The sequence below is a fragment of the Microbacterium sp. WHRI 7836 genome (genome assembly GCF_040223885.2).
In the GTDB taxonomy this organism is placed as follows: Bacteria; Actinomycetota; Actinomycetes; order Actinomycetales; family Microbacteriaceae; genus Microbacterium; species Microbacterium oxydans.
Genome location: NZ_CP168171.1, coordinates 1671402 through 1688983, shown reverse-complemented (window position 1 = coordinate 1688983; position 17582 = coordinate 1671402). Strand labels below are relative to the sequence as shown.

The following is a 17582-nucleotide window of genomic DNA, read 5'->3' as shown; positions in this document are numbered from 1 at the left end:
ACACGACACGCGATACCGCAAACCGACGCTCTCGACTCACCCGTAGAAGAGCTGCTCGAAGGTCTTCCTGGCGCGCCGGGTCACCCCGAGGTAGTCCTCCTCGAGTTCTGTGGCGGAGCGATCGGGATAGCCGAGCAGACGACCGATCGCATCGAGCTGACGGCGATCGGCGGGGAGCACGTCGCTGGTCTGCCCGGTCAGCAGAGTGATCGCTGACCTGAGACGACTGGACAGCAGCCACGCCGCGCGAAGACGCGCGGCGTCCTCCTCTGCGACCAGATCGGCCGCGACGGCGGCTTCGAGCGCACCGAGCGTCGAGGTCGTGCGCAGCCCGGGAACACCGTGCGCATGCTGCAGCTGGAGGAGTTGGACCAGCCACTCCACATCGCTCAGCGAGCCGGGGCCGAGCTTCAGGTGGCGACGGGGATCAGCACCCTGCGGCAGCCGTTCCCCCTCGACCCGCGCTTTGATGCGCTTGATCTCGCGGGTGCCCTGGAGGTCGATGGACTCCGGGTAGCGGATCGTGTCGGCAAGCGCCGTGAACCGGGCGATCAGCTTCGCGCTTCCCGCCACTCCGCGCGCCCGGAGCAGCGCCTGGGCCTCCCACGACAGCGACCAGCGGCGGTAGTACTCCGCGTATGCCTCGATGGAGCGGACGATCGGACCGTTCCGCCCCTCCGGCCTCAGATCGGCATCGAGGTCGAGCGGCAGCCGGTGATCGGTCAGGTGCTCGCGGAGGCCGGCCACGATCTGCGTCGCGAGCTTCTGCGCGCGCTGGGGATCGACACCGTTCGCGTCGTAGACGTACAGGATGTCGGCGTCGGATCCGAACCCCAGCTCGGCACCGCCGAAGCGCCCCATCGCGATGACGGCGAAGTCGAGCGCCTCGTCATCGACCGGGACGACTTCGCGCATCACCGCGCGGAGAGCGGCCTGGATCGTCGCCTCGGTGATCTCCGTGAGTGCGGTGGCGACCTCTTCGATCGTGAGGACATCGAGCACCGCCCCCATGGCCGTGCGCAGGAGCTCTCTCCTCCGCAGCGCCCTGACGGCCCGCAGCGCATCGCCGATCGTCTCATGGCGCGTCTGGATCGCTCTGGCCTCTTCGTCGAGGGCTGCGGCCCCGCGCGGGCGCAGCCGCCCAGCGTTGTCCAGCCAGGCCACGGATTCCGGGATCCACTCCAGGAGCTCGCCGATGTACCGGGAAGAGGACAGCAGGCGGGTGAGGCTCTCCGCCGCCCCCGACGAATCGCGCAGCATCCTGAGGAACCACGGGGTGTCTCCGAGACGCTCGCTGATGCGGCGGAAGGCGAGGAGCGCGTAGTCAGGATCGCTTCCGTCGGCGAACCACCGCACCATGATGGGCATCAGGTGTCGCTGGATGGTCGCCTTGCGGCTGAGCCCGCTCGTGAGCGCACCGATGTGGCGGAGTGCGCCCGCCGGATCCCGGAAGCCGATGGCTGCCAGGCGGTCGTGCGCCTGAGCGGCGGAGAGGGTCCGCTCCTCTTCCGGCAGACCGGCGACAGCGCTCAGCAGTGGACGGTAGAACAGGCGCGTATGGATCTCGCGCACCTCCCGCCGGACGCTCTCCCAGCGGGCCCACACACTGTCACCGCTCTCCGCGAGGCGTGTGCCCCTCGCCAGGATCCGCAGGCCTGCCGGAGTCCGAGGCATCAGATGCGTGCGGCTGAGCTCTCTCAGCTGGAGGCGATGCTCCATGAGCCGGAGCAGGCGGTAGTCCTCGGCGAACGCCGCCGCATCGACCCGCCCGATGTAACCGCCCTCGACGAGCGCATCGAGGCTCTCGAGGGTCCCGCGCGTGCGCAGCGACTCGTCGGTGAGTCCGTGGACGAGCTGCAGCAGCTGCACGGTGAACTCGATGTCGCGAAGCCCACCCGCCCCGAGCTTCAGCTGATACGGAGCGTCGTCCGGGTCGATGTGCTCCATCACGCGCTCCCGCATGCGCTGCACGCTCTCGACGAAGTCCTGCCGCGCGGCACTGGACCAGATCTTCGGCTGCACCGCGGCGATGTACTCCGCCCCGAGTTCCGCATCTCCGGCGAGGGGACGCGCCTTGAGCAGAGCCTGGAACTCCCAGCTCTTGGCCCAGCGGTCGTAGTACGCGAGATGGGATGCGAGCGAGCGGACCAGAGCACCTTGCTTGCCCTCTGGACGCAGCGCGGCATCGACCTCCCAGAGCGGCGGTTCCACCTCGATCGCGTCGAGGTTCCGCATGGTCTCGCGCGCGAGCCTGGTCGCGATGTCGATGGCACGCGCCTCCGTGACGGCCTCTTCGTCGCTGCTGCCGCCCACGAAGATCACGTCGACGTCGCTGACGTAGTTCAACTCCCGAGCACCGGCTTTTCCCATTCCGATGATGGCGAGACGGGTCGCCGCCACCTCGTCCCGCCCCATCGACTCCTGCACCCGGGTCCGCGCCACCGCGAGCGACGCCTCCAGGGCAGCACCCGCGAGGTCGGCCAGCGCTGCCGACACGGGGCCTACTGCCATCTCCGGTGCCGTGCGCGAGAGGTCGAACGCGGCGATGGCAGCGAGATTTCGTCGGTAGGCGACTCTGAGCGCGACGACCGCGTCGTCCCCACCCGACTGCGCGAACCCGTCGCACGCACCGACTGAGGCCAGCAGCCGCTCCTGGAGCTCCTCGGCCGATGGCAGTGCATCGCGGGGTGCTTCCAGGACGCTCAGCTGGTCCGGGTGACGGAGGAAGAACTCGGCGAGTCCCTCCGAGGCGCCGAAGACCCGCCAGACACCGCGGCGGGTCTCCTCGTCGACGAGGAGACCGCGCAATGACGACTCATCCCGACGCGCCACGCGGAGCAGCCCGCGGACGGCGGCATCGGGATCCGCGGCATCGGCAGCCTCGAGCAGCACCGTCCGCGGCTGATCGAGAATCTCCGCCAGCTCAGCGAGGCCTGCCGCGGCCTCGCTCAGCTCGGAGAAGCCGAGCCTGGCGAGGGCGGAGAGGGAGACCGAATCGTCAGGACGCGCCATCGGGCGGGTCAGAGCAGCTCGAGGTTGCTCTTCAGCTCGAACGGGGTGACCTGACCGCGGTAGGCCTCCCATTCCTTGCGCTTGTTGAGCAGCACGTAGTTGAAGACCTGTTCGCCCAGAGTCTCCGCGACGAGCTCGGACGCCTCCATGTACTCCAGGGCGTGGTCGAGACTCGCCGGCAGTGCCTCGTAACCGAGAGCTCGCCGCTCGGCGTCGCTCAGCGACCACACGTTGTTCTCGGCCTCCGGCGGCAGATCGTATCCCTCCTCGATGCCCTTGAGCCCGGCTGCGAGCAGGAGCGCGTAGGCGAGGTAGGGGTTCGACGCGGAATCGATGCCGCGGTACTCCACGCGGGACGACTGGCTCTTGTTCGGCTTGTACATCGGCACGCGGACGAGTGCGGATCGGTTCGCGTGACCCCAGGTGACGAAGCTCGGTGCCTCGTCGCCGCCCCAGAGCCGCTTGTATGAGTTGACGAACTGGTTGGTGACCGCGGAGATCTCGTTCGCGTGACGCAGGAGGCCCGCGATGAAGTGCCGGCCCGTCTTCGACAGCTGGTACTTCGCGCCCTCTTCGTAGAAGGCGTTCTGGTCACCCTCGAACAGTGACATGTGCGTGTGCATACCGCTTCCGGGCTGGTCGCTGAGCGGCTTCGGCATGAACGTCGCATAGACGCCCTGCTCGATCGCCACCTCCTTGATCACCGTCCGGAAGGTCATGATGTTGTCGGCCGTGGTGAGGGCGTCCGCGTAGCGGAGGTCGATCTCGTTCTGACCGGGCCCGCCCTCGTGGTGACTGAATTCGACCGAGATGCCGAGGTCTTCCAGCATCCGGACCGAACGGCGACGGAAATCGTGCGCGGTGCCGCCAGGCACGTTGTCGAAGTAGCCCGCCGAGTCGACGGGCACGGGCCCCTCCGGCCCGAACGACGAGGACTTGAGCAGGTAGAACTCGATCTCGGGGTGCGTGTAGAACGTGAACCCGGCGTCAGCGGCCTTCGCGAGCGTGCGCTTGAGCACGTGACGGGGATCGGCGACGGCGGGCTGGCCGTCGGGAGTCGTCAGGTCGCAGAACATGCGCGCGGTCGGGTCGATCTCGCCGCGCCAGGGCAGCGTCTGGAACGTCGTCGGATCGGGCTGGGCGAGCAGGTCGGACTCGTAGGTGCGTGTCAGCCCCTCGATCGCCGAACCGTCGAACCCGATTCCCTCCGCGAAAGCACCCTCGACCTCGGCCGGCGCGATGGCCACCGACTTGAGAGTGCCGATCACGTCGGTGAACCACAGTCGCACGAACTTGACGCCGCGCTCCTCGATGGTCCGGAGGACGAAGTCCCTCTGCTTGTCCATGGCTACTCTGCGCCCTGGCCCTTTGCGTCGCCCGTGTTCTGGGGGCCCTTGACGTCCCAGCCCTGCTCGACGGCCTCTTCCTCGGCCCAGGCGCGCGAACGCTCTTTAACGACCTCCGGAGCACGACGGGCCTCGGCCTCGGTGTCGAACGGACCGATGCGGTCGATGGAGGGCGAGATCATCCCGAACTCGATCTCGCCGGTCGTGGAGTTGTACCAGTACTTGTGGTCACCGTCAGACATGTCTGCCCCTTCTTCACGTGATGTCATCGATCCTACTGGCGTGCACCGCGGTCGCTAAGCTATCGCCCATGGCAAAAGCGATCGGCGTCGACATCGGCGGCACGGGTATCAAAGCAGGAATCGTCGACCTCGAGCACGGAATCATGGCGTCCGACCGGGTACGGGTACCGACCCCCGAGGGCGCATCGCCCCAGGACGTGCTCAATGCCGTGCAGACCGTGCTGAAGACCCTCGACGTGCACGACTCGACCCTGCCGCTCGGCGTCGCATTCCCGGCGATCGTCAAGCGCGGCAAGACCCTCTCCGCCGCCAATGTCTCCAAGGAGTGGATCGACTTCGACGCCGAGCGGTTCTTCCGGGACGGTCTCGGTCGCAACATCGTGTTCGTGAACGACGCCGACGCCGCCGGTGTCGCCGAAGCCCGCCACGGAGCGGCCAGGGACGTGCGCGGTTTCACGCTCCTCACGACGCTCGGCACCGGCATCGGATCGGCCTTCCTCTACGACGGCGTGCTCCTTCCGAACACCGAGCTCGGTCACCTCAACTTCGGCGAATACGAGTCGGTCGAGACCTACGCGGCGACGTCGGCACGGGAGCGCGAGAACCTCTCGTGGGCCGAGTGGGCCGAGCGTCTGCAGGCGTTCTACTCGCACATCGAGTTCCTGTTCAGCCCCGACCTGTTCGTCGTCGGCGGCGGCGTGTCGAAGAACGCCGGAGACTTCCTCCCGCTGCTCGACCTGAAGACCCCGATCGTCCCGGCGATCCACCGCAACAACTCCGGCATCATCGGCGCGGCGTCGCTCGCCGGGGACTGACCTTCGACAGGCTCAGCCACCCGGATCCGCACGAAGGCCCCGACGACTCTCCAGTCATCGGGGCCTTCGTGCGTGTGAGGCGAATGGGCCGACCTGTACGCCGGGTTCTGTTCCGGGGTTCTTCGCCCCTTCGACGGCCATCTCTCTCGGCGACACGTTGCCGTGGCACTCTAGCGGTCTACCCGAGGACTCGGCGAGCCGCGTCAACATCCTCTGTCTGACCTTGCTCCGGACGAGGTTTACCTGGCAGGCCATGTCACCATGACCCCCGGTGGTCTCTTACACCACCCTTTCACCCTTACCCCTTGCGGGGCGGTCTGCTCTCTGTGGCACTTTCTCGCGGATTGCTCCGGGTGGGCGTTACCCACCGTCCTGCCCTGAGGAGCCCGGACGTTCCTCGGTACGGTTGCCCGTAACGCGGCCGTCCAGTCGACCCATTCGCCTCTCCAGTCTACGTTCTCCTGCGCACACGACCGGCGGCTACTTCTCCGCGGACTCCGCGATGCGCAGGTCGAGGGGCACGTCGATGGGAAACGAGCCGAAGAGCCTCGTCGTGGCCGTGGCCGCGGCCTCGCGCACCGCCTCGGCAGCCTCCTCCGCGTGTTCCAGGGGAACGTGGAGGATCACCTCGTCGTGTAGGAAGAACGCCAGGTGCGCAGAGCGCGCGAACGGACCGGACGCCGCCGCCTCGGCGAACACCTCAGGGATCTGCTGCAGGCGATGCCGGATCTCCGCCAGCCAGATCAACGACCACTCGGCAGCAGTGCCCTGCACCACGAAGTTCCTGGTGAACCGGCCCCAATCGCGTCCACGCCGCCGTGCGAGCGCGACGACCGCGGGGTCGGCATCCGCACCGGTCGCGTCCGCCTGTAGCCGCATCCACTCCGTCGACGGACGAGGCGATGACCGCCCTAGCCAGGTCGAGACGATTCCCCCGTCCTCCCCCGTGCGCGCCGCGGCATCCACGAGCGCCATCGCCTTCGGGTAGACCTTGCGCAGCCGCGGGACCAGCCGGCCGCTGTCTCCGGTCGTGGCGCCGTACATCGCTCCGAGAACCGCGTACTTCGCCTCCTCGCGGGTGGAGACGGCCCCGGACGCCACGACGCCTGCATAGAGGTCGCTCCCCCGCGCCGCGCGGGCCATCGCTTCGTCGGAGGCCATCGCGGCGAGCATCCGCGGCTCGAGCTGCGCGACGTCTGCCACGACCAGGGTCCACCCCGGGTCGGCTCGGACAGCGGGGCGCAGGCTCCGCGGAAGCTGAAGAGCCCCTCCACCGGCCGACGCCCAGCGACCGGTGACGACACCACCCGGGATGTAGACCGGACGGAACCGACCCTCATGCACCCACTCCGCCAACCATGCCCATCCGTTGGCGCTGAGCAAGCGGGAGAGCTTCTTGTAGGCGAGGAGGGGCTCCACGACCGGATGCTCGTGCTGGGCGAGCTCCCATCGACTCGTCGACTCCACCTGGACCCCGACGCGATGCAGCGCCCTGAGCAGCTTCTGCTGGCTGTCGAGGTGGAGCGACGGATCGCCGAGGAGCGCGCGCACCCGATCGCCCAGCTCGACCATGCGACTCGGTGCTCCCCCGGCGGCAGGACGGGTGCCGAGGGTGTCGGTCAGGATGGCATCGTGCACGCCTTCATCCCAGGGCAACCCCGCGACCCGCATCTCCTCTGCGATGAGTCCGCCTGCCGACTCCGCAGCGCACAGGAGGGTGAGGCGTCCGTCCTGTGCAGCGGCCATCACCCTCCGCTGTGCGCGGTACTGATCGAGTGCGGTCGTGATCGCATCGTCACCGCTCACGTCGTCGAACACGTCGAACAGCGAGGGCACCGCTGCCGTCGGCTCTCGCCGCTCCCACTCCGGCGAGGCCGGGAGCGGGCTCTGCACCGACGACGTGTCGCGCAGGATGGCGTGGCACAGCACCAGATCGTGACTGCGGGTGATCCGAACGCCGTGCTCGAGCAGGAACGCGTAGGTCTCGGCGGCGCTGCGCATGACCCACCGCGGGGCATCGGAGTCCTCGACGGAGCGCACCCATTCCGGGAGCTCAGCAACACGCAAGGACGTGCGATCCAGCTCCTCGTCGTTCCGATCGAGCTTGATCGCGACGTACTCCTGCGCTCCGACGGAGACGAGTGCGATGCGGCGTTCGACCCCCGCCGCCGGCGCCGTCATCGCCGACGCGCGCAGGCGCGACTCATGCGAGCCCGGACTCCTCGGTGCGCACCAGGATGCACCCACATTCGGGGCAGGACACCACGAGGTCATCCGCCGCTCGCCTGATGTCGTTCAGATCCGTGCTGGGGAGCAGGATGCGGCACCCCTCGCAGGTACCGCGGGTCAACAGGGCGGCACCTGCGCTGTTCTTCGCGCGGCGGTCGTACTCCGCCAGCAAGGCAGGCGACACGGTCTCCGCGACAGCCGCACGATCGCGGGCGAGCTGTGCGCCGAGGTCGGTGGCTGCTGCGACGTCCGCCTTCGCCTGCGCGGTGAGCGCAGACCCCTCGGCGGTCGTCGTGTCGAGGAGCGCCTGCTGCGCGGCGACGGCGGCCTCTGCCTCTTCGAGACGGCCCATCACGTCGAGCTCGGCATCTTCGAGGTCACTCTGTCGGCGGGCGAGGCTGCCGAGCTCGTGCTCGAGCGCCTGCGCGTCCTTCGGATTCGTCGATGCGGCCAGGCGTTCGGCGTCGCGGTTCCGGCGTGCCTCGACGACGGCGACATCCGACTCCAGCCGCTTCAGCTCGGTGCGCACGTCGTCTCTGGTACCCGCGAGTGCGGTCAGCTCGCGGAGCTGGTCCTGACGGATCGCCACGAGCTCGGTGATCCGCTCCGCCTGGCTCGGCTTGGTCTTGGCACGCTCGACCTGCGCGATGCGCCGGTCGAGGTCGGCGATGTCGAGCAGGGTGCGCTGGTTCTCGGGGCTGGCGTTCACGCTCTCAAATCTAGCCGCTGTCGCGACATCCGCCCATCAGTGCACGTCGCCGTCGACGTAGTACCAGTGCCGGTCCTCGCGCACGAAGCGGCTGCGCTCATGGAGCGAGCCTCTCGTGGCGCGCTGCTGCCAGAACGCCTCGAACTCCACGATGCCCTCGCGGTCGAACGGGCCCCCGGCCTCGCGATCGATCACGAGCAGCCGCCGCCACCGCAGATCCGGTTCGAACTCGATCGTCCCCGGTCTCGTCGTCGGATGCCACGTGCGCAGGAGATGCGCCTCGTCTCGCAGAGAGAACGCGGAGTAACGCGAACGCATCAGGCGTTCGGCCGTCGGCGCCGTCGCTCCGTCGAGGAGCGGTCGGCAGCATCGGCCGTACACATCGCCGGATGAGCAGGGGCACCGATCGTGCTCGTCGATCGTGACGTCATCCGACGCCATCTCCGCCTCCGATGTCATCCCTCCAGCGTACGCTCGGGGAAAAGGCCAGAAGGAGCACCGTGACCACTCAGCCCGTCGTCCCCTCGTTCACCGCCCACAACGGGTTCGCCCTCCCCGCGATCGGCCTGGGCACGTACGCCCTGAACGGCGATGCCGGGGCCGAATCGGTCAGCGCCGGCATCGGTGCCGGCTACCGGCTCGTCGACACCGCATTCAACTACGAGAACGAGGGCTCGGTGGGCCGTGGGGTCGCAGCTTCCGGGGTGGCACGTTCGGACGTGATCGTCACCACGAAGCTCCCCGGACGACACCACCCGTCGCCGAAGGCGCGCACCAGCATCGAGGAGAGCCGCTCCCGCCTCGGACTCGACGTGACCGACCTGCATCTCATCCACTGGCCCAACCCCAGCCAGGACGAGTACGTCCAGGCATGGGCCGCGCTCGTCGACGCCCAGGCCAGAGGCGTCGTGCGCCAGATCGGCGTCTCCAACTTCCTCCCGGAGCATCTGGAGCGCATCGAGCACGAGACCGGGGTGAGGCCCGTGGTCAACCAGATCGAGGTGCATCCGTACTTCCCGCAGGACGAGCAGCTGGCCTACCACCGCGAACGCGGCATCCTCACCGAAGCGTGGAGCCCGTTGGGACGCGCGAAGGAGCTCTTCGACGAACCGGTGATCACCGAGATCGCGTCGTCCCGCGGCATCACCACCGCGCAGACGGTGCTCGCATGGCATGTGGCCCGCGGCACGGTCTCCATCCCGAAGGCCTCGTCGCTCGAACACCAGGTGACGAACCTCGCCGCCGCGGAGATCGTGTTGGACGACGCGGAGGTTGCCGCGATCACCGCGCTCGGTCGCCCGGACGGGCGCCTGTTCGACGCCGATCCGCGGACCCACGAAGAGTCCTGACGACCGCTGGTCAGACGTTCTGCGTGCCGAGGACCCGCAGGAACTCGAGCTTGCTCGCGGATTCGCTCCCCGGCGCCGCCGTGAGCACGATGAGCGCCTGCGACTCGTCCTCGGTGAACAGCGCCTGACAGTCGACCTCGATCTCACCCAGCTCGGGATGCACCATCACCTTGTGCTGCTCGAATCGTCGACTCACCTCGTGCGCGTCCCACAACTCCACGAACTCCGAGCTGCGCACCGTCAGCTCCGCGACGATGTCACCCGCCCTCGATCGAGCACCCATCACCCCGTATGCGGCACGCAGCGAGCCCACGAGCGCACGGGCCTGTCGCGGATGGTCGGTTTCCCGGTAGCGCAGCCGTTCGGTATCGGGGTAGGCGAACCAGCGGTAGATGCCGCTCCGGTCGAGTCCGGTGAGAGTGGTCGCGTCGCCGATCAGCGGACGGGATGCGTCGTTCTGCACGAGCACTTCGTCGAGCACCGAGACGACGAACGCGGGGGTGTCGTGCAGCCGGTCGAGCACGCGGAGGATGCCCGGGCGCACGTACTCCGCGAGCCGGGCACGATCGGGGGCGCTGTGTCCGCAGAGCCGGAAGAGATAATCCCGCTCGTCTTCGGTCAGCCGCAGGGCCCGGGCCAGGGCGGTGAGGATCTGGACACTCGGCTGAGGCCCTCGTCGTTGTTCCAGTCGCGTGTAGTAGTCCGTCGACATCGTCGCCAGCTGCGCGACCTCTTCTCGGCGCAGACCCGCGGTGCGACGCCGCGGTCCTGCCGCGAGTCCGACGTCGGCCGGGCTCAGCGCCCCGCGTCGACGGAGGAGGAATTCGGCCAGTGCATCGCGGTCCACCCCAGAAGTATCCCGCGCTGCCGGCTCGCGTTCCAGGGATCGCCCGTCCCTGGATGACCGCTCTCTGGAGCGGCTGCCACAGGAGGACGACGGTGGGGATATGAACATCAGCGGAAACACCATCTTCATCCCCGGCGCCACGAGCGGCATCGGTCTCGCTCTCGCGTTGCGGCTGCGGGAACGGGGGAACACCGTGATCGTCGGAGGGCGCCGCGAGGACCGTCTCGCGACGATCGCCGGCGAGCACCCCGACATCCACACCGTGCGGGTCGACACGAGGGATGCGAGCAGCATCGAAGCAGCGGCGGCCGAGGTGCTCGCCGCGCACCCCGGTCTCAATGTGCTCATCACGATGGCGGGCGTCATGCGGGCCGAGGACTGGAGCACGCCCTCGGGATTCCTCTCCGCCGCGGAGGAGACGGTCGTCACCAACATCCTCGGCCCCATCCGACTCATCGCCGCTTTCGTCGAGCACCTCCGCGCCCAGGCCGACGCGACGATCATGACCGTCTCGTCCGGACTCGCGTTCGCCCCGCTCCGGGTGACACCCACCTACAACGCCAGCAAGGCCGCGATCCACATGCTCAGCGAGTCCCTGCGCCTGCAGTTCGAAGGGAGCAGCGTGTCGGTGATCGAGCTCGAGCCTCCCGCTGTGCGCACGGCGCTCATGCCGGGCCACGAGGACAACGAGTCGGCGATGCCGCTCGACGAGTTCATCGACGAGGTCATGGCCTTGATCGAGGCCCAGCCCGACGCCGCCGAGATCCAGGTCGAGCGGGTGAAGTTCCTCCGCTACGGCGAGGCCCGCGGTGATTACGATCAGGTCGTCGCCACGCTCAACCGCACGGACCCGCACGGTCGGTGATGCGGAGCGGGGTGTCGGCTTCGCACCGACCCCCCGCTCAGGGACGCAGGGATGCCGCCGCAGTCGTGAGGGCGTCGGCGGACTGGCGCAACAGGGCCAGCTCCCCGTCGGAGAACGATGTGTTCCGGATCGGCACCGCCCCCGTCGCGCTCACGATCGACGGCACCGAGAGTGCGACACCGTCGATACCGTGGAAATCACGCAGCACGGTACTCACCGGCATCACGGCGTGCTCGTCACTCAGGATCGCCTCGACGATGCGCGCACTCGACAGGCCGATCGCGTAGTTGGTCGCGCCCTTGCCCAGGATCACCTTGTACGCGGCGTCACGCACGTCCACGGCGATCTCCTGCAGCTCATCGAGGGTGAATCGCGGGTGCCCCGGAGTCTCCCACTCCAGGATCGGCACCGTGCCGATCGTGGCACGGGACCAGAGCGGGAACTCGGTGTCGCCGTGCTCGCCGATGATGTGCGCATGGACGCTCGCCGTCGAGACACCGGCGCGCTGTCCGAGCTTCCAGCGCAGCCTCGAGGTGTCGAGCACGGTTCCCGAGGCGAAGATGCGCTCGGGCGGAAGCCCGGTCTCCTCCTGCGCGATGACCGTCAGCACGTCGCAGGGATTCGTGACGATCACGTAGATCGCGTTCGGGGCGACCTCCAGCAGATCCGGCATCATGCCACGGATGATGCCTGCGTTGACCTCGGCGAGCTCGATGCGGGTCTGGCCTGGCTTCTGCTTCGCGCCGGCCGTGATCACGACGACGTGCGAACCCGCGGCGACGGAGATGTCACTGCCGCCGATGATGTCGCTCGAGCCGGTGAACTGCGTGCCGTGAGCGAGGTCGAGCACCTCGGCCTCGACCTTCTCGGTCGCGATGTCGTAGAGCGCGACATGCCGCGCGGAACCCCTGATCAGTGCCGCATAGGCGACACTCGACCCCACACTTCCCGCGCCGACGACCGTGAGCTTCGAGTTCTCGATGATCTCCATGCGCTCAGTCTCGCAGTGGAACGTGTCGATGCGGGAGGGCTGTCGCCGGAAGAATGCCCCAGAACGGTCAGAGCGCGGCGGCCACAGCGTCGGCGGCGGTCGGATGTGTGAATCGGAAGCCGGACAGCTCCAGCACCTGCGGACGCACATCCGCATCCGGGAGCAGGAGCGAGTCGGCGGCATCGCCGAGTGCGATCCGGAGCGCCCAGGCGGGGGCGGGGAGCCAGAACGGCCGGTGCATCCGCTCGGCGAGAGCGCGCCCGATGTCGTTCGCAGACGCGGGAGTGGGCCCCGTGAGGTTGACCGGCCCCGAGATCTTCGCGTCGAGGATGTGACGGATCGCACGCACCTCGTCGTCGAGTGAGATCCAGGGCCAGATCTGCGTGCCCTGACCGAGCGGGCCCGAGACGCCGAACCGGGTCAGCTGGATGAGCGGTTTGAGCACTCCTCGCCGATGGATGACGGGAGCGGTACGCAGCAGCGCGACCCTGGTGTGGTCCTCCGCGCGTCGGGCTTCGGCCTCCCACCGCACCGTCAGATCCGCCAGGAACGTCTGCCCTGCAGCGGAGTCCTCCGTGAGGATCTCGCCGGGAGCGGAACCGTAGTAGCCGACCGCGGACGCCGAGACGAGAGCCGGAGCATCGGACCGCAGCGCACGGAGGGCGGTCGTCAGGGTGCGGGTGGCCTGCAGACGCGAGTCGACCAGCTGACGACGATAGCCGCGCGTCCACGGAAGTCGTCCGACGCTGGCACCCCCGAGCGCGACCACGGCGTCGGCGCCTGCCACGACATCAGGGTCGAGCGCGCTCTCGCCCGGCGCCCACTGCGCCTCATCCTCGGATCGCGGCGCACGACGCACCAGGGTGGTGACCTCGATACCGTCGGTGCGCAGCGAAGCGGCCAACGCGGAACCGATCAGGCCAGAGGCCCCGCTGATGACGATGCGTCCCGCCATGTGTGAAAGCTCCCCGCTGTCGATTCTGGAGTCCTGCCGTGCGGTACAGCGTACGCGCCGCGCTGCGCCCGCCCCTCGGGCCTTGCCTCGGCGACCGCGACGCGGTATGCACCGGGCCGGATCACTCGGCGCGCCTGTAGTGCGTCACGATCGCTCCGTTGCGCAGCGGCTCCGCCGAGACCAGTTCGAGCTTCCGCGTGTCGGACGATCGATCCCGGAACAGGGTCGGACCGTGCCCCGCGATCCGGGGGTGGATGAGGAACCGGTACTCGTCGATCAGATCGAGCCTGTCGAGTTCGGCGGCGAGGGCGCCGCTTCCGAGGAGAACACCCTCCGGCGTGTCGTCTTTGAGACGCTGCACGCCCTCTCGCAGGTTCCCGGCTATCCGATGGGTGTTCGTCCAGGGGAACTCATCGCGCGTGGAGGACACCACGTACTTGGGTTTGACCTCGAGAGCGAGCGCCCACTCGCGCAGCGCCGGCGGGGCCTCCACCTCGCCGCGAGCGACCGCGGGCCAGGCGTCCTCCATCATCTCGTAGGTCGTGCGACCCCAGAGCACGGCGCCGGAATCCTCCAGCAACCGCGTGAAGTAGGCGTGGGTCTCGTCATCGGCGATCCCCTCCTCATGGTCGACGCAGCCGTCCAGGGTGATGTTGAGGCTGAAGGTCAGAAGTCCCATGTCGGGAGCCTAGATCCGCAGCGAGGCGACCGCCAGGGAGTCGACGGGAAGCCGAAGGGCAACGGACCCCGCATCTGCCCGATAAGGTCGCGATCATGGGTTTCTCGGTGCTCGGGCTCGCGCTGAGTCTCGCCGTGTTCGCCCCCAACCTGCTGCTGGTGTGGTTCCCTCCTCGACCGGCGATGGAGCGCGTCGCCGTGCCGAAGGTCGTCGAGGTCCTCGAACGTTCAGGGCAGGCACTCTGCGTGACGGTGCCGGTGATCACGGTGGGCGATCGCCCGCTCTGGTGGTGGGCGATCCCCGCGGCGATCCTCGTCGTGGCGTACTGGGCCCTCTGGGGGCGTTACCTCGTGTCGGGCAGACGACTGTCGTCGCTGTTCGCCCCGGTCGTCGGAGTTCCCGTTCCGATGGCGCTGCTACCGGTCGGCGTGTTCCTCGCCGGTGCCGCGTGGCTCCAGAACCCTTGGATCGCGATTGCGGCGGCGGTGCTCGCCGCCGGGCACATCCCGAACTCGGTGATCGCTGCGAAGCCTCGTTAGTGGTCGCGGCGGGGTGAGCCGTCTCGGTGGAGGTGGGCCCTGCCGGGATCGAACCGACGACATCCACGGTGTAAACGTGGCGCTCTACCAGCTGAGCTAAAGGCCCTGGTGTGCCCAGTCTATCGGGCGGACGATGCGCACCCGTGTCGTGGAAGAGGGATAGGCTGAACCCGGCGCGCGTTGTGCACAGCTGACAAGGCTGCCCGTGTCGCTTCCCGTTTCCTTGGCATGACCTGCCAGCTTGACGAAAGGTTCCCCCGTGACCGTGCACGACCAGGATCCGTACTCCCAGGGTCCCCAGGACAGCGACCCGGAAGAGACGGGCGAATGGCAGCAGTCGCTCGATGAGCTGGTTGACGCCAAGGGCCACGGACGTGGCCGCGAGATCATGCTCAGCCTCCTCAAGCGCTCCAAGGAGCTGCACCTGGGCGTGCCGATGGTCCCGACCACCGACTACATCAACACCATCGCGCCGGAGAACGAGCCCGAGTTCCCTGGCGACGAGGAGGTCGAGCGCCGGTACCGCGCCTGGATCCGCTGGAACGCGGCCATCACGGTGCACCGCGCCCAGCGCCCCGGCATCGGCGTCGGTGGTCACATCTCGACGTACGCGTCCTCCGCGGCGCTGTATGAAGTGGGCTTCAACCACTTCTTCAAGGGCGCCGACCACCCCGGTGGCGCCGACCAGATCTTCATCCAGGGCCACGCCTCACCCGGCACCTACGCCCGCTCCTTCCTCGAGGGGCGCCTCACCGAGGACCAGCTCGACGGCTTCCGCCAGGAGAAGTCGCACGCGCCGAACGGCATCCCGTCCTACCCGCACCCGCGCCTGATGCCGGAGTACTGGCAGTTCCCGACGGTGTCGATGGGCCTCGGTCCGATCAACGCCATCTACCAGGCGATGTCGAACAAGTACCTCGAGAACCGCGGCATCAAGGACACGTCCCAGTCGCACGTCTGGGCATTCCTGGGCGACGGCGAGATGGACGAGGTCGAGAGCCGCGGACAGCTGCAGGTCGCAGCCAACGAGGGACTGGACAACCTCACCTTCATCGTCAACTGCAACCTGCAGCGCCTCGACGGCCCCGTGCGCGGCAACGGCAAGATCGTGCAGGAGCTCGAGTCGTTCTTCCGCGGCGCGGGCTGGAACGTCATCAAGGTGGTCTGGGGCCGCGAGTGGGACGACCTGCTCGCCCGCGACACCGAGGGTGCGCTGCTCAACCTCATGAACGTCACCCCCGACGGCGACTACCAGACGTACAAGGCCGAGTCCGGCGCATACATCCGTGAGCACTTCTTCGGCCGCGACGAGCGGGCCGCGGCCCTCGTCAAGGACTACTCCGACGACGACATCTGGAACCTCAAGCGCGGTGGCCACGACTACCGCAAGGTCTACGCCGCGTTCAAGGCCGCGACCGAGCACAAGGGCAAGCCCACCGTCATCCTCGCGAAGACCGTCAAGGGCTACGGCCTCGGACCGCACTTCGAGGGCCGCAACGCGACCCACCAGATGAAGAAGATGACGCTGGACAACCTCAAGACGTTCCGCGACGCCATGCACATCCCGATCACGGATGCGCAGCTGGAAGAGAACCCGTACCTGCCCCCGTACTACAACCCGGGGCCTCAGGACGAGACGATCCAGTACATGCTCGAGCGCCGCAACGCGCTCGGCGGGTTCCTCCCGGAGCGCCGCTCGACCCACGTCGGGCTCTCCCTCCCGGACGATTCGGCATATGCCTTGCCCAAGAAGGGCTCCGGCACGCAGGAGATCGCCACGACCATGGCGTTCGTCCGCCTGCTGAAGGACCTGCTGCGCTCCAAGGAGTTCGGTCACCGCATCGTGCCGATCATCCCCGACGAAGCGCGCACGTTCGGCATGGACGCCTACTTCCCGTCGGCGAAGATCTACAACCCGAACGGCCAGCACTACACCTCGGTCGACCGTGAGCTCCTCCTCGCCTACAAGGAGAGCCCGCAGGGCCAGATCGTGCACGTCGGCATCAACGAGGCCGGCGCCCTCGCCGCCTTCACCGCGGCGGGCACGTCCTATGCCACGCACGGCGAGCCGCTGATCCCGGTCTACATCTTCTACTCGATGTTCGGATTCCAGCGCACGGGCGACGCCCAGTGGGCAGCCGGCGACCAGATGGCCCGCGGGTTCATCATGGGCGCCACGGCCGGTCGCACCACCCTCACGGGTGAGGGACTCCAGCACGCCGACGGCCACTCGCACCTGCTCGCCGCCACCAACCCGGCGACGATCTCGTACGACCCGGCCTACGGCTACGAGATCGCGCACATCGTGCGCTCCGGTCTCGAGCGGATGTACGGCGGCCAGCACGAGGACCCGAACGTGATGTACTACATCACGCTCTACAACGAGCCTCTCGTGATGCCGGCCGAGCCGGAGGATGTGGACGTCGACGGCATCGTCCGCGGTATCCACCGCGTCTCCGTCGGCGAGGGCGAGGGACACCGCGCACAGCTGTTCGCATCCGGTGTCGGACTCCCCTGGGCCCTCGAAGCGCAGGAGCTGCTGAAGAAGGACTGGGGCGTGATCGCCGATGTCTGGTCGGTCACCTCGTGGACAGAGCTGCGCCGCGACGGCCTCGCCGCCGACGAGCACAACTTCCTGCACCCCGAGGCCGAGCCGCGCACCGCGTACCTCACTCAGAAGCTCCAGGGTGCCGAGGGACCGGTCGTCGCGGTCAGCGACTTCATGCACGCCGTGCAGGACCAGATCCGTCCGTGGGTCCCGAACCGCTTCGCCACTCTCGGTGCCGACGGCTTCGGCTTCTCCGACACCCGTGCCGCCGCACGGCGCTTCTTCAAGATCGACGGCCCGTCCATCGTGGTCCGCACGCTGCAGTCGCTCGCCGAGGACGGCAAGGTCGACCGTTCGCTCGCGGCCCAGGCGATCGAGAAGTACCGCCTGCACGATGTGAACGCCGGGACCAGCGGCAACGCGGGCGGCGAAAGCTGAGCCCTCGGTGACAGGTTC

General features: G+C 68.3%; 15 protein-coding genes, 1 tRNA gene and 1 other RNA gene. 5 read left to right on the top strand and 12 right to left on the bottom strand.

Annotated features, from left to right (window positions below; translation table 11 throughout):
* Positions 1 to 36: 36 nt before the first annotated feature.
* From ABRP18_RS08075 to ABRP18_RS08065, 3 genes are read right to left on the bottom strand one after another with little or no spacing between them, the layout of a single operon-like run.
* Positions 37 to 3012: a bifunctional [glutamine synthetase] adenylyltransferase/[glutamine synthetase]-adenylyl-L-tyrosine phosphorylase gene (locus ABRP18_RS08075; RefSeq protein WP_349884464.1), complete on the bottom strand. Its 2976-nt coding sequence runs from the start codon at positions 3010 to 3012 to the stop codon at positions 37 to 39.
* 8 nt (positions 3013 to 3020) lie between these two features.
* Positions 3021 to 4358: a type I glutamate--ammonia ligase gene (gene glnA, locus ABRP18_RS08070; RefSeq protein ID WP_046749109.1), complete on the bottom strand. Its 1338-nt coding sequence runs from the start codon at positions 4356 to 4358 to the stop codon at positions 3021 to 3023.
* A 2-nt stretch (positions 4359 to 4360) separates the two neighbouring features.
* Positions 4361 to 4600 carry a hypothetical protein gene (locus tag ABRP18_RS08065; protein ID WP_058631777.1) on the bottom strand — a complete coding sequence of 80 codons (240 nt, stop codon included), beginning with the start codon at positions 4598 to 4600 and terminating at the stop codon, positions 4361 to 4363.
* Positions 4601 to 4668: 68 nt separating this feature from the next.
* On the opposite strand from ABRP18_RS08065, the gene ppgK reads away from it, so the two are divergent.
* Positions 4669 to 5415, top strand: coding sequence for a polyphosphate--glucose phosphotransferase (gene ppgK, locus ABRP18_RS08060; RefSeq protein WP_046749111.1), 747 nt, complete (start codon positions 4669 to 4671; stop codon positions 5413 to 5415).
* A gap of 80 nt (positions 5416 to 5495) precedes the next feature.
* Here the strand turns inward: ppgK and rnpB are convergent.
* The 4 genes from rnpB to ABRP18_RS08040 all read right to left on the bottom strand — a co-directional run bounded on the left by rnpB (position 5496) and on the right by ABRP18_RS08040 (position 8812).
* Positions 5496 to 5852, bottom strand: an RNA gene (rnpB, locus tag ABRP18_RS08055) — RNase P RNA component class A.
* Positions 5853 to 5895: 43 nt separating this feature from the next.
* Positions 5896 to 7596 (bottom strand): bifunctional 3'-5' exonuclease/DNA polymerase, encoded by a 1701-nt coding sequence (locus tag ABRP18_RS08050; RefSeq protein ID WP_349884463.1) that lies wholly within the window; start codon positions 7594 to 7596, stop codon positions 5896 to 5898.
* Positions 7597 to 7618: 22 nt separating this feature from the next.
* A complete protein-coding gene (locus ABRP18_RS08045; RefSeq protein ID WP_193761869.1) occupies positions 7619 to 8353 on the bottom strand; it encodes a zinc ribbon domain-containing protein in 735 nt (244 codons plus the stop codon).
* Between the two features lie 36 nt (positions 8354 to 8389).
* The gene (locus ABRP18_RS08040; protein ID WP_193761870.1) at positions 8390 to 8812 is read right to left on the bottom strand and encodes a YchJ family protein; all 423 of its coding nucleotides are present in this window, start codon (positions 8810 to 8812) and stop codon (positions 8390 to 8392) included.
* 41 nt (positions 8813 to 8853) lie between these two features.
* Between ABRP18_RS08040 and ABRP18_RS08035 the strand changes: the two genes are divergently transcribed.
* A complete protein-coding gene (locus ABRP18_RS08035; protein WP_308431908.1) occupies positions 8854 to 9702 on the top strand; it encodes an aldo/keto reductase in 849 nt (282 codons plus the stop codon).
* A gap of 10 nt (positions 9703 to 9712) precedes the next feature.
* Here ABRP18_RS08035 and ABRP18_RS08030 read toward each other — a convergent pair whose 3' ends face one another.
* The gene (locus tag ABRP18_RS08030) at positions 9713 to 10549 is read right to left on the bottom strand and encodes a helix-turn-helix transcriptional regulator (RefSeq protein WP_046749115.1); all 837 of its coding nucleotides are present in this window, start codon (positions 10547 to 10549) and stop codon (positions 9713 to 9715) included.
* Positions 10550 to 10649: 100 nt separating this feature from the next.
* On the opposite strand from ABRP18_RS08030, the gene ABRP18_RS08025 reads away from it, so the two are divergent.
* Entirely contained in the window at positions 10650 to 11414 is a 765-nt protein-coding gene (locus tag ABRP18_RS08025) for an SDR family NAD(P)-dependent oxidoreductase (protein ID WP_349884462.1), read from the top strand.
* Between the two features lie 37 nt (positions 11415 to 11451).
* Here the strand turns inward: ABRP18_RS08025 and ABRP18_RS08020 are convergent, their stop codons facing one another.
* The 3 genes from ABRP18_RS08020 to ABRP18_RS08010 all read right to left on the bottom strand — a co-directional run bounded on the left by ABRP18_RS08020 (position 11452) and on the right by ABRP18_RS08010 (position 14039).
* The gene (locus ABRP18_RS08020; RefSeq protein WP_058631885.1) at positions 11452 to 12405 is read right to left on the bottom strand and encodes an L-lactate dehydrogenase; all 954 of its coding nucleotides are present in this window, start codon (positions 12403 to 12405) and stop codon (positions 11452 to 11454) included.
* Positions 12406 to 12472: 67 nt separating this feature from the next.
* The gene (locus ABRP18_RS08015) at positions 12473 to 13360 is read right to left on the bottom strand and encodes a TIGR01777 family oxidoreductase (protein WP_193761874.1); all 888 of its coding nucleotides are present in this window, start codon (positions 13358 to 13360) and stop codon (positions 12473 to 12475) included.
* 121 nt (positions 13361 to 13481) lie between these two features.
* Complete coding sequence (locus ABRP18_RS08010) at positions 13482 to 14039, bottom strand: dihydrofolate reductase family protein (RefSeq protein WP_058631883.1); 558 nt, start codon at positions 14037 to 14039, stop codon at positions 13482 to 13484.
* A 95-nt stretch (positions 14040 to 14134) separates the two neighbouring features.
* Between ABRP18_RS08010 and ABRP18_RS08005 the strand changes: the two genes are divergently transcribed.
* A complete protein-coding gene (locus ABRP18_RS08005) occupies positions 14135 to 14578 on the top strand; it encodes a hypothetical protein (RefSeq protein ID WP_058631882.1) in 444 nt (147 codons plus the stop codon).
* 33 nt (positions 14579 to 14611) lie between these two features.
* On the opposite strand, the gene ABRP18_RS08000 is transcribed toward ABRP18_RS08005, so the two are convergent.
* Positions 14612 to 14684, bottom strand: a tRNA-Val gene (locus ABRP18_RS08000).
* Positions 14685 to 14837: 153 nt separating this feature from the next.
* Between ABRP18_RS08000 and aceE the strand changes: the two genes are divergently transcribed.
* Positions 14838 to 17564 (top strand): pyruvate dehydrogenase (acetyl-transferring), homodimeric type, encoded by a 2727-nt coding sequence (aceE, locus tag ABRP18_RS07995; protein WP_046749121.1) that lies wholly within the window; start codon positions 14838 to 14840, stop codon positions 17562 to 17564.
* Positions 17565 to 17582 lie beyond the last annotated feature (18 nt).